The organism is Natronospirillum sp. (genome assembly GCF_022565775.1).
In the GTDB taxonomy this organism is placed as follows: Bacteria; Pseudomonadota; Gammaproteobacteria; order Pseudomonadales; family Natronospirillaceae; genus Natronospirillum.
Genome location: NZ_JAIUMC010000096.1, coordinates 1 through 12,123 on the forward strand (window position 1 = coordinate 1; position 12,123 = coordinate 12,123).

12 protein-coding genes are annotated in these 12,123 nt (G+C 58.8%); 6 read left to right on the plus strand and 6 right to left on the minus strand.

What is annotated here, in order from left to right:
- Positions 1-172 precede the first annotated feature (172 nt).
- The 4 genes from guaB to LAT62_RS13960 are packed head-to-tail and all read left to right on the plus strand — an operon-like array spanning position 173 to position 5,002.
- On the plus strand, positions 173-1,648 hold the full coding sequence (guaB, locus tag LAT62_RS13945; RefSeq protein WP_293385153.1) for an IMP dehydrogenase: 1,476 nt from the start codon (positions 173-175) through the stop codon (positions 1,646-1,648).
- A gap of 27 nt (positions 1,649-1,675) precedes the next feature.
- On the plus strand, positions 1,676-3,250 hold the full coding sequence (gene guaA, locus LAT62_RS13950) for a glutamine-hydrolyzing GMP synthase (RefSeq protein ID WP_293385156.1): 1,575 nt from the start codon (positions 1,676-1,678) through the stop codon (positions 3,248-3,250).
- The gene (gene tadA, locus LAT62_RS13955) at positions 3,247-3,765 is read left to right on the plus strand and encodes a tRNA adenosine(34) deaminase TadA (RefSeq protein ID WP_293385159.1); all 519 of its coding nucleotides are present in this window, start codon (positions 3,247-3,249) and stop codon (positions 3,763-3,765) included. The genes guaA and tadA overlap by 4 nt, the downstream gene beginning before the upstream one ends.
- 1 nt (position 3,766) lies before the next feature.
- Positions 3,767-5,002 carry an MFS transporter gene (locus LAT62_RS13960; protein ID WP_293385161.1) on the plus strand — a complete coding sequence of 412 codons (1,236 nt, stop codon included), beginning with the start codon at positions 3,767-3,769 and terminating at the stop codon, positions 5,000-5,002.
- Here the strand turns inward: LAT62_RS13960 and glgA are convergent.
- The 4 genes from glgA to argF all read right to left on the minus strand — a co-directional run bounded on the left by glgA (position 4,991) and on the right by argF (position 8,919).
- Positions 4,991-6,481, minus strand: coding sequence for a glycogen synthase GlgA (gene glgA / locus LAT62_RS13965; RefSeq protein ID WP_293385164.1), 1,491 nt, complete (start codon positions 6,479-6,481; stop codon positions 4,991-4,993). The genes LAT62_RS13960 and glgA overlap by 12 nt on opposite strands.
- Complete coding sequence (gene glgC / locus LAT62_RS13970; protein ID WP_293385167.1) at positions 6,471-7,700, minus strand: glucose-1-phosphate adenylyltransferase; 1,230 nt, start codon at positions 7,698-7,700, stop codon at positions 6,471-6,473. The genes glgA and glgC overlap by 11 nt, the downstream gene beginning before the upstream one ends.
- Before the next feature lie 7 nt (positions 7,701-7,707).
- Positions 7,708-7,929 (minus strand): hypothetical protein, encoded by a 222-nt coding sequence (locus LAT62_RS13975; protein ID WP_293385170.1) that lies wholly within the window; start codon positions 7,927-7,929, stop codon positions 7,708-7,710.
- A gap of 87 nt (positions 7,930-8,016) precedes the next feature.
- Positions 8,017-8,919 carry an ornithine carbamoyltransferase gene (argF, locus tag LAT62_RS13980; protein ID WP_293385174.1) on the minus strand — a complete coding sequence of 301 codons (903 nt, stop codon included), beginning with the start codon at positions 8,917-8,919 and terminating at the stop codon, positions 8,017-8,019.
- Between the two features lie 220 nt (positions 8,920-9,139).
- On the opposite strand from argF, the gene grxD reads away from it, so the two are divergent.
- Positions 9,140-9,472 (plus strand): Grx4 family monothiol glutaredoxin, encoded by a 333-nt coding sequence (gene grxD, locus LAT62_RS13985; protein ID WP_293385177.1) that lies wholly within the window; start codon positions 9,140-9,142, stop codon positions 9,470-9,472.
- Positions 9,473-9,499: 27 nt separating this feature from the next.
- Here the strand turns inward: grxD and LAT62_RS13990 are convergent, their stop codons facing one another.
- On the minus strand, positions 9,500-10,249 hold the full coding sequence (locus tag LAT62_RS13990) for a sulfite exporter TauE/SafE family protein (protein ID WP_293385180.1): 750 nt from the start codon (positions 10,247-10,249) through the stop codon (positions 9,500-9,502).
- 37 nt (positions 10,250-10,286) lie between these two features.
- A complete protein-coding gene (gene rnt / locus LAT62_RS13995) occupies positions 10,287-10,919 on the minus strand; it encodes a ribonuclease T (RefSeq protein WP_293385183.1) in 633 nt (210 codons plus the stop codon).
- A 209-nt stretch (positions 10,920-11,128) separates the two neighbouring features.
- On the opposite strand from rnt, the gene LAT62_RS14000 reads away from it, so the two are divergent.
- Complete coding sequence (locus LAT62_RS14000; protein WP_293385186.1) at positions 11,129-12,028, plus strand: OmpA family protein; 900 nt, start codon at positions 11,129-11,131, stop codon at positions 12,026-12,028.
- The last annotated feature ends 95 nt before the right edge of the window (positions 12,029-12,123 follow it).

Below are 12,123 nucleotides of genomic sequence, written 5' to 3' on the forward strand. Positions count from 1 at the left end.
CTTCTGTCTTCTGTCTTCTGTCTTCTGTCTTCTGTCTTCTGTCTTCTGTCTTCTCTAGTCTGACTAAAACTGTTTTTGCTTTTTCACACAATGTGTTTATAATGCCGCGCCACCTTGTAGACGATGCCGATGCGTTCGGCATCCTCACTCCCCGCTAAAAAGGTAGGCATACATGTTAAGAATCGCAGAAGAAGCACTCACATTCGACGATGTTCTTCTGGTCCCCGGCTACTCCGAAGTTCTGCCTCATCAGGTCTCTCTCAAAACCCGTGTGTCACGCAACATTGAATTGAGCATACCGCTGATTTCGGCCGCCATGGATACGGTCACTGAAGCCAATCTGGCCATTGCAATGGCGCAGGAAGGTGGGATCGGCATCATCCACAAGAGTCTTTCGATCGAAGATCAGGCACGCGAAGTGCGCAAGGTCAAGAAATATGAAAGCGGCGTGGTCCGCGATCCCATCACGATTGGCCCCAATGCGACCATTCGCGAGCTGATTGACCTGACGCTGACCAACAATATTTCCGGCGTGCCGGTAGTCGAGCAGGATGATCTGCTGGGTATCGTCACCGCACGTGATGTGCGTTTCGAACGCAACCTGGACGCCAAAGTGTCCAGCATCATGACCGGCCGCGAGAAGCTGGTCACGGTGACCGAAGGCACCGACCCCGATGAAATCATGAATCTGCTGCATCGCTACCGCATCGAAAAAGTGCTGGTTGTCGATGATGACGAACGACTGGTCGGTCTGGTCACCGTCAAGGATATTACCAAGGCGCAATCGCACCCGATGGCGAGCAAAGACGACCAGGGCCGTTTGCGCGTTGGCGCCGCAGTTGGCACCGGTGCCGGCACGGAAGAGCGCATCGCAGCGCTGGTCAAGGCCGGTGTGGATGTGATTGTGGTCGATACGGCGCATGGTCACACGGCGCACGAATATGGCGTAATCAATCGTGTGGCATGGGTGAAGAAGCACTTCCCCGAGGTTGACGTGATCGGGGGCAACATCGCTACTGCTGAAGCCGCACTGGATCTGGTCAAGGCCGGTGCAGATGGCGTCAAGGTCGGTATTGGCCCGGGCTCCATCTGTACGACGCGCATTGTGGCCGGTGTTGGCGTGCCGCAGATTACGGCTGTGTCGAATGTGGCCGCTGCTGTCAAAGAATATGATATCCCCGTGATTGCCGACGGTGGTGTGCGCTTCTCCGGTGATCTGGCCAAGGCCATCGCGGCAGGTGCTTATGCCATCATGGCAGGCGGACTGTTTGCCGGCACTGATGAGTCTCCGGGCGAGGTGGAGCTGTTCCAGGGGCGGGCCTACAAATCCTATCGCGGCATGGGCTCGATCGGCGCCATGGGTCAGACCAAAGGCTCAAGCGACCGCTATTTCCAGAATGGCAACGGGGTCGAAAAGCTGGTGCCGGAAGGCATCGAGGGTCGTGTGGCTGTCAAGGGGCCGCTGTCCAATGTGGTGCATCAGCTGATGGGCGGCGTGCGCGCCTCCATGGGTTATACCGGATGTGCCAACATCGAGGAGATGCGCACACTGCCCAAGTTTGTTCGTATCAGCAATGCCGGCATGCGCGAGTCGCATGTGCACAATGTGCAGATCACCCGTGAAGCACCCAACTATCGCATAGACTGAGCCACTCAAGACTGACAAGGAACCTGCATGCGCCAGAACATCCACGCGGAAAAAATCCTGATTCTGGATTTTGGTTCACAGTACACCCAGTTGATAGCCCGCCGGGTGCGGGAAATCGGTGTCTATTGCGAGATCCGCGCGTTCGACATGACCGCCGATGAGATTGGTGAATTCAATCCCAAAGGCATTATTCTCTCCGGCGGGCCGGAGTCTGTAACGGCCGCCGATACGCCGCGGGCTCCGGAAGCCGTGTTCAGCATGGGCGTGCCGGTACTGGGGATCTGCTACGGCATGCAGACCATGGCGGCGCAACTCGGCGGCGCGGTTGAAAGCGTGTCTGACCATGAGTTCGGCTATGCCGAGGTCAAGGTCACTGAAACCGGCGCTCTGCTGGCCGGCATTGCCGATCACAACACCGAGCGCGGCAACTGGCTTGATGTCTGGATGAGCCACGGCGACCGGGTGTCGACCTTGCCGGACGGTTTCAGCCTGATGGCCAGCACCGATACCTGCCCTATTGCAGCCATGGCGGATGACGAGCGTCAGTTCTACGGCGTTCAGTTTCACCCGGAAGTGACTCATACCCTGCAGGGCGAAGCCATTCTGGAGCGTTTTGTCCGCTCCATGTGTGGCTGTGATGCCTTGTGGACTGCAGAGAACATCATTGACGATCTGGTCGCGCGGGTGCGCGATCAGGTAGGCAGCCAGAAGGTGTTGCTTGGCCTGTCCGGTGGCGTTGACTCTTCTGTTGTGGCCGCTTTACTGCACAAGGCCATCGGCGACCAGTTGACCTGTGTCTTCGTCGACAACGGCCTGCTGCGCAAGCAGGAAGGCGATCAGGTCATGGAGACTTTCGCCAGCAACATGGGCGTCAAGGTCATCCGGGTGGATGCCGAAGATCAGTTTCTGTCTGCGCTGAAAGGCGAAGCCGACCCGGAGCAGAAGCGCAAGATTATCGGGCGTACTTTCATTGAAGTCTTTGATGCCCAGGCAACCGAACTGAAGGATGTGAATTTCCTCGCCCAGGGGACCATCTATCCGGATGTCATCGAGTCTGCTGCGTCCAAGACCGGCAAGGCCCATGTGATCAAGAGCCATCACAATGTCGGCGGTTTGCCCGCAGAAATGAAGATGGACCTGGTCGAGCCATTGCGCGAATTGTTCAAGGATGAAGTACGCCGGATCGGGCTGGCCCTGGGGCTGCCTTATGACATGGTTTACCGGCATCCGTTCCCCGGCCCGGGTCTGGGCGTGCGTATTCTCGGCGAAGTGAAAAAAGAATATGCCGATCTGCTGCGTGAGGCCGATGCGATCTTCATCGAGGAACTGCACAAGGCCGGCTGGTACCACAAGACCAATCAGGCCTTCGCCGTCTTCCTGCCGGTACGCTCTGTCGGTGTCGTCGGCGATGCGCGGCGCTATGAATGGGTGATTGCACTGCGGGCCGTAGAGACCATAGATTTCATGACAGCGCGCTGGGCCCACCTGCCCTATGAGCTGATTGAGCGCGTATCCAATCGCATCATCAACAGCATCAGCGGTATCTCCCGCGTCACCTATGATGTGTCGAGCAAGCCGCCAGCCACCATCGAGTGGGAATGACCACCGGCCCGGCTGACGACCAGTACTGGATGCGCCGCGCCCTGGCTCAGGCCGAGCAGGGCGCCGCTGCAGGTGAAGTGCCGGTAGGCGCCGTGCTGGTGCGTATCGGCGAGGGAACAGAGCCGCAGTTGCTGGCCGAAGCGCACAATGCACCGCTGACCACGCATGACCCGACCGGGCATGCAGAAGTCCGGGTGCTGCGCGCCGCCGGCGAACTCTGTGCCAATTACCGTCTGCCCGACACCACGCTGTATGTCACCATCGAACCCTGTGCCATGTGCGTGGGTGCGCTGGTGCATGCCCGGGTCGCCAGGGTGGTGTTCGGAGCCCGCGAGCCGAAGGCCGGGGCGCTGGTCAGCAGAGAACAGCTGTCAGACAAAACCTGGCTGAATCACCAGCCGGACGTTACCGAAGGGGTTCTGGCAGACGAAGCCAGTGCCCTGATCAGTTTGTTTTTCCGATCACGTCGGGCCGCGCAGAAAGCCGCGCGGGCCCGCAAACCACTGGAATCCTGAAATGACCGGTCACAGCAGTGCCGAACAGTCTGGCATGACAGAGTCAGTGGCGCAGAGCGCGCAACCCATACCGCGGCTGCGCCTGTCACTGAACTACTTCTTCTACTTCGCCATCATGGGTGCGCTGGTACCTTACATGGCGCGATATCTGCGCGGAGAAGGCCTGCCGGTTGACCGTATCGGGCAGGTCGCTGCCGTGCTGACCTTGATGATGGCCATCGGCCCGTTTCTCTGGGCATCGCTCAGTGACCGCACCGGCAAACGTATGCTGTGGGCTCGAGTAAGCGCTTTCATGCTGTTTCTCTGTTTTGTCGGGCTGGCACTGACTTCTGCCTTGCCCCTGCAGGTGATCATGATCGGGGCCATTGGCCTGTTTCTGGCCTCCATCGTGCCTCAGGTGGAGGCGGTCACGCTGGAGTACCTGGGTCCCCGCTCCAGCAGCTATGGCTCGATCCGCCTGTGGGGTACGCTGGGGTTTGCCGTGGCCGTAATGCTGCTGGGGCCGCTGCTGGACTGGGTGGGGGCGCAATGGTTGCCGGCCATCATGGCGCTGATTGCTCTTCTGTCGTTGGGAGCCATGCTGCTGGTCAGGGATGTGCCGGTGCAACTGGATGCGCCGCGCAGTCAGGCCAGTTGGTCTGCTTTTCTGGCACGCTTGAGACGCTTTCCAGTCTGGGGTCTCTATCTGGCCCTGTTTTTCTGGAATGTCGGGCTGGCGGCCTACAACACCTTTTTCGATCTGTATCTGCAGGGCGTCGGTTACAGCGGCATGGCCATAGGAGGCTACCTGGCGGTAGCGCCCATTGCGGAAGTCTTTCTGTTCATGGTGCTGGGTGTCGCACTGCTGCGCTGGGGCGCGCGCACTGTACTGACCATTGCACTGCTGGCAACGGCCGGGCGCTGGCTGCTGACGGCCTGGGCTGCCGACATATGGTGGGTGCTGATGCTGGCGCAGATGGCACATGCCCTGACCTATGGTGCGCTGCATGGCAGTGCCATGTATCTGCTGTCTCGGATGTTTCCCGACAATCAGCAGGCCCGGGCACAAGCCATCTATCTGGCCTTCAGCACAGGGCTCGGCCTGGTGGGCGGTAACCTGATGGCGGGTGTGATGTGGGAAGCCGCTGGTGGGCCCCAGTGGGTCTTCACCTTCAGTGCCGCAGTCAGTCTCGTGGCCATGGCACTGGTGCTGGTGGCGCTAAAGGCCAGCCGGCTCGATACGGTGTTAAGACAGTGACTGGTAAAGTGCCAGATAATCTTCTGCGGCCCGATGCCAGGTGAACCGTTGCGCCATGGCATTCTGCTGCAATTGCGCATACAGATCGGGCTGGCCCTGATAAAGGCTGACCGCCGACTCCAGGCAGGCGGCAAGCTCACCTATAACCGGGTTGGTGAATCCTAAGCCGGTCGCCTCGTCGGCATTGCTCTGGTCAGCACGCAACGGAACCACCGTGTCCTTGAGGCCGCCGGTCAGCCGCACAATGGGCAGAGTGCCGTAACGCATGCTGTAGATCTGGTTCAGCCCGCAGGGTTCGAACAGGCTGGGCATCAGGAAAAAGTCGCTGCCGGCTTCAATGCGATGGGCAAGCGTATCGCTGTAGCCTTCGGTGAACTGCACCTGACCGGGGTGGCTCTCTGCCAGGTGGCGGAGCTGGCCGACAAAATGCGGGTCGCCGCTGCCCAGCAAGACCAGCTGTACCGGATGCTGCAGCAGGTCATGCAGCGCTGGAATCAGATAGTGAAACCCCTTCTGGTCGGTCAGGCGACTGACCAGTCCAAAAAGCGGCTGCTGTGCTTCCGGAGCCAGCCCCACTGACGCCTGCAAGCTGGCCTTGCAGCGCGCCTTGCCCGAGAGATCCTCGGCGCTGTAGCGGGCGGGTATCTGACGATCGGTTTCCGGATTCCACTGGCGGTAGTCACAGCCATTCAGAATGCCCTGCAGTCGCGACTGATGAGTGCGGAACTGGCGCCACAGGCCATGCGAGGTTTTCTCTTCCAGCAGTTCGCTGGCATAGCCAGGGCTCACCGGCACAATGGCATCGGAAAAAGCCACGCCGCCCTTCAACAGGTTGATTTCCCCGTGGTCTTCGAATTGCTCCGGTGTAAAGTGCGCCGGGTCGATACCGATAGTGCCCAGCCAGCGGGCATGGCATAGACCCTGATAGGCACCGTTGTGAACGTTGAATACCACACGGGTGTCGGCAAAGAAGGGGTCATTGGCGTAGTGCACGTTACGGTAGTAGCCGGCCAGTGCGGTCTGCCAGTCATGGCTGTGCAGGATGTCGGGACGGTAATCCAGCGCCTTGCAGAGTTCGAATGCGGTCTTGGTCAGCAGGCTGAAGCGGAGCGGGTTGTCTTCATAGGGCCCATGTGCATCGTCGTACAGGCCGGGGCGGTCAAAAAACTCATTGTGCTCAAGCAGGTAGACCGTCACCGGGCCATCCTGCCAGACCCGAATACTGCACCCGAAGCGTTCCGTCAGGTTGAGCGGCACGGACAGGCTGGGTATCAGCCGGTCAAAGTCGCGGTCGCGCAGCGGCCCATAGCAGGGGACAAGCACCCGAACCTCACAGCCCAGGGCAGCCAATGCGGCAGGCAGGGCGCGCGCAACATCCGCCAACCCGCCGCTTTTGGCCAGGCCTTCGTATTCGGAGGCCACATGCATAATGCGCAGCGGCGCTGCGTTTCCGGACGATGAGACGGTTTCAGAACCCAACCCGCGACCCCTTGGGAATAACCACAACACCTTCCTTGGACACATGGAAGCGCTGACGATCGTGTTCCGGGTCTTCCCCGATCACGGTATTGGGGGCGATGATCACATCCTTGTCGATAATGGTGCGCCGGATGCGACTGCCTCGGCCAATGTCGTTGCCACCCATGATAACGCAGCTGTCGACGTAGGCATGGCTGTGTACATGGATGTTGTAGCCGAGAATGGAGTGATAAACGATGGAGCCGCTGACCACACAGCCACCGGATACCATGGAACTGATGGCCTGGCCGGTACGCTGGGCTTCATCATGCACGAACTTGGCCGGAGGCACTGCCGGATGGTAGCTGCGCAGAGGCCAGTAGCGGTTGTACAGATCAATTGGCGGGGTGACGGCAATCAGGTCCATGTTGGCTTCGTAATAAGAGTCGATAGTACCGACATCGCGCCAGTAGCCCTGTGACTGCTCGGGCTCACCCCTGATTTCGTTCTGCGAAAAATCGTAAACATACACATCACCCGCCTTGTAGAGGTCCGGGATGATGTTGTGACCGAAGTCATGCACGGACTCCGGGTCTTCGGCATCTTTGAGCAGGCATTCGGTCAGGGTGTCGGCATTGAACACATAGTTGCCCATCGACGCCAGCACCATGTTGGGGTTGCCGGGTATGGTCTTTGGGTTGGCTTTCGGCTTCTCCTGGAACCCGATCATCTTGTGATTTTCGTCCACTTCGATGATGCCGAACTGATGGGCCTGCTCAACCGGTACCGGAATCGCAGCTACTGTAAGCTTGGCTGGGTTGTCATTGTGAAACTGGATCATCTGGCGCACATCCATCTTGTAGATGTGGTCGCCGCCGAACACGCAGACGATCTCCGGATCCACGCCCTTGATCACGTCCAGATTCTGATAGATGGCGTCGGCGGTGCCCTGGTACCAGTGCTTGCCGGTCTGCATCTGTGCCGGAATCGGATCGATAAAGCGGTTGGTCAGGCCGGTAACCCGCCAGCGTCGGCTCATGTGCTTGAGCAGGCTGTGCGATTTGAATTGCGTCAGCACAAAGATCTGCAGCAGATCCGAGTTGACGAAATTGTTCAGCACGAAATCAATGATGCGATAGTTGCCACCGAACGGCACGGCGGGCTTGGCCCGAATGCCGGTGAGCGGCGCCAGGCGGGTCCCTTCGCCGCCGGCAAGAATCATGGAGAGAATACCGGACATACCTACCTCACTTTATGGATTCATGCAGTGCTGTGTGCGGGTGCGTCAGAACTGACGTGACTGCGAGTCCTCTTCGGCCTGTAAGCCACAGCATCGGCAAGGCAAACATTCCGGAGAACATGGGGGCATAGTCCGGGTGATCCCGGATCTCTTCCAGCAGCACAAGCCCGACGATGATAAGCCCCAGAATGATCAGGAATATCAGGAACTTGAGGTTTTGCCGTTTCATTGGCGAACTCCCGCACCAGCGATGACCTCATCATACAATGCTGAACAGGCGATGTAGAGCCCTATTGAGGTCTCGCTTTAATTCGGCTCAGGCGAGCAGAAATTCAAGCAGCGCCTTCTGCGCATGTAAGCGGTTTCCGGCCTCTTCCCATACCACCGAGCGTGAGTCATCCAATACATCATGACTCACTTCTTCACCACGGTGGGCGGGTAAGCAGTGCATGAACAGCACTTCAGGACTGGCCAGATCGAGCAGCTGGCGGCTGACCTGATAGGGTGCAAAGACCTTCATGCGGTCTGCTGCTTCCTCTTCCTGGCCCATGGAGGCCCAGACATCGGTTGCCACCAGGTGCGCACCGGCCACAGCCTCCTTGGGATTGCGAACCATGGATACCCGGTCGCTGTTCTTTGCCACCAGGTCGGCATCGGGTTCATAGCCATCCGGGCAGGCAATGCGCAGCTCGAAATCCCACTGCCGGGCCGCATTGATATAGCTGTGACACATGTTGTTGCCGTCGCCGATCCAGGTCACGGTCTTGCCCTGAATACTGCCGCGTACCTCGTGGTAGGCCTGCATGTCGGCCAGTAACTGGCAGGGGTGGTTGAAGTCGGTCAGTGCGTTGATTACGGGTATATCCGAGTGGGCGGCAAAGGTTTCCACCTTGCTGTGCTCGAAGGTGCGGATCATGACCCCATCGACCATCTTCGAAAGTACCCGGGCCGAGTCTTCGATGGGCTCGCCGCGCCCCAGTTGGGTGTCACGTGGCGATAGGAACAGGGCACTGCCTCCCAGTTGGGTCATGCCGGCTTCGAAGGAGACGCGCGTGCGGGTGGATGACTTCTCGAAAATCATCGCCAGCACCCGATTTTTCAGCGGTTCATGGACCTCGTGGCGCTGTTGCATCGCCTTCAGTTCAATGGCCCGGTCGATCAATTGCCTGAGTTCGGCCGGGGTCAGATCGAGCAGTGAAAGAAAGTGCCGGGTCGCCATGAAGTCATTCTCCGCAAAACAGAACGGCCCCTGAATCGGGGCCGCTCATAAACTGTGTGATTTTTGAGCCGCAAAGTTTATAACGAAGCCGGGGCGGGCGCAAATGGCGCTTTCGCTCTGGCACCCCGGAGTTCAACACGTTAAAATAATCTGGAATACCTGAGTGAATTGCTCGGGTATAATTGATCTCAGAACAGACTCAGAGAAGCAGGAACCGAAAATGGCTGAAACGCTCGATGTCATCAAGCAGCAGATTGAAGAGAACCCGGTACTCTTGTACATGAAGGGTTCACCGAATCAGCCCATGTGTGGCTTTTCTGCGCAGACCGTGCAGGCTGTCATGGGCTGCGGCAGACGCTTTGCCTATGTCGATATATTGCAGAATCCGGATATTCGTGCCGAACTGCCCAAATATGCCAATTGGCCCACCTTCCCGCAGTTGTGGATCAATGGTGAACTGGTCGGCGGCAACGACATCATTCTGGACATGTCACAGAAGGGTGAATTGCAGCCGTTGATCGAGGCTGCCGTTCCGGCCGACGAAGAAGAGTAATTCTGCGGCGGTCGCTGTCGAGCTTGTTCAGAGCAGTGCCGACAGGCACAGGCTTGTGCCGGAAAGCAGCAGCAATGTGAATGCGATCCGGCGCAGTGCTGTGTCCGATACCGGCGGCGGGAAGCGCCGTCCCAGCCAGGTAAAGCCCAGCACCGCCGGAATGGCGGTCAGGGCAACCACAAGGACATCCACCGTCAGATCACCCAGCCAGGTCACCACGACCAGTCGCTGTACCGAGGTGATGGCAAAGATCATCAGCAGGCTGTCGCGAATCACCCGCTGAGCTATAGGCTGGCGATAGAAGTGGAACACCAGGGGCGGGCCTGAGGTTGAAAACAGGCCGCTCATCAAACCCGCAATCCCGCCAAAGACAAGAAATGACGGTTTACCCGAGCGTCTGGTCTGTGGGCGCGGCCGGAAGATCAATAGCAGGCTGCTCGTCACGATGGCCACACCCAGTATGATCTGCAACCAGTGCACATAGTGTTCGCTGAGAACATTGAGTGCCCAGACGCCTAGTATCAAGGTAACGGCACCACTGAGAGAGCAGAGCAGCACCATCTCCCGGTCGAAATGGCCCAGGTTTCTGTAGAGCGCAAGACAGCAGTTGAACAGGCTGAGGATGCTGATCAGGATGGCGACCATAGCCACCGGCGCCAGGTTCAGCAGCACAGCACTGCCCATCACGATCAGGCCAAAGGCAAAGCCGGTAACAGTCTGGACGTAGGCGGCGAGGGCAACGATGCCCAGCAGCAGCAGAGTCGGTAGCAGATCCATGATCAGGGTCGACGACGGGTGCGTTCTGTCGGTCGAATCAGGCCTCCGGTGGCCAGGCCCCGACATCCTGCAGCCTGTTGACCATGGCGCAGAACAGCTCTGCAGTGCGCAGGGCGTCATACTCGGCAGAGTGGGCATCGGCATTGTCGAACGGAACACCGGCCACACGGCAGGCTTTGGCCAGCACGGTCTGCCCGTATATCAGGCCGGCCAGCGAGGCGGTATCGAAAGACGAAAAGGGGTGAAAGGGGTTGCGCTTGGCGTTGATGCGCTCCGCCGCCGACATCACGAAAGCATGGTCGAAATGGGCGTTATGTCCGACCAGCACGGCACGTGTGCAATGCTGCTCTTTCACTTCGCGCCTGATCGTCCGGAAGACCTCGGTCATGGCTTCCTTCTCGTCGACTGCGCTACGTTCCGGATGGAAGGGGTCAATGCCGGTGAAATCGAGGGCTGCCTGTTCCAGGTTGGCCCCTTCGAACGGGTGGATGTCATAGGTGATGTGTTCACCGGGCGCCAGGTAGCCGTCATCATCCATGTCCAGAAAAACGGCCGAGATCTCCAGCAGGGCGTCAGTGCGCGGGTTGAAGCCTGCCGTTTCCACATCAACAACAACCGGCAAAAAACCTCTGAAACGGTCAGCAATAGCCTGGGGTCTGGGGTCTGTCACATCGACTTCCATCCTGAATGTGCCCCAATGGTAGAGCGGTGGCAGGAAATCGCAAGGTGTTAAAACAGGGCCCTGCGTTGAAAATTGAGCAAAATCAAAGCCTGGATTGTAAGTAGGGGCTCGTGATCTCAAGTTTTGACCTCTGCGGACGCTACAGATCCAGTATGATGACCCTGATTGGCTGCCCTAATTGTTCTGGAGTGAATTTCATGCCGACCACCCGCTTGCCCAGACTTTGCACGGTTGCCCTGGCTGCCGGTGCACTGGTTGCTCTTTCAGCGGCGGGGCAGGCTCAGTCGGTTGAGTTTGGCGCCGGTCTGCAGAACACCACCTGGGAACTGGAAGGTGATCGCTTTGCCTGTGAATTCCGGCAACCGATTCCGCATTACGGCACGGCGGTGTTCCATCATCGTGCCGGTGAAGATCTCGAGTTCTACATCGAAACCAGCTACAACCGGATGCGTCCGGGCTACGCAGCACTGGCTGTCGAGGCACCCAGTTGGCGCCCGTCAAATCACGTACGCGATCTGGGCTATGTGCAGGTGCATGAAAGTCAGCGCCCACTCACTGTGGAAACCGAGCGGGCTCTGGCCATCATGGCGGGACTGGAGTCCGGCATGTCACCGACCTTTACCCGTCAGGGGCGGGGCATGAATGGCCCGGTGCGGCTACGGGTGTCGCCGGTCGGGTTCCGCAATCATGTGGATGACTACCGGTCCTGCATCACCGGTCTGCTGCCGGTCAATTTCGATCAGGTCGAAAGAACCGTCGTCAATTACGATACCGGTGTGGATTCACTGACCCGGGCACAACAGGCGCGCCTGAATGATGTGGTTACCTACATTCTGAACGATGAAGACATCGTGGCCATCTATGTCGAGGGCCACAGCGACAACCAGTCGACACGCTTCGATGGTCGTCGTCGTTCCGAGCGCCGTGCATTGCGGGTTCGTGACTATCTGGTGGACCGAGGGGTCGATCCGCAGATCATCCTGCTGGACTACCATGGTGATCGCTATCCCGTGGCGAGCAATGACACCGCCGAAGGGCGGGCGCAGAACCGCCGCACCACCATCCGCCTGGAGCGTTTCGACCTGTCGCTGGACTGAAACGGCAGGGCGCGCACCTCCTCTAAGCCGTGCCAAGTGGACCGTCGCCACGCTCGGGTACATACCTGTGAGACACGCAAAATACGTCATCCCTG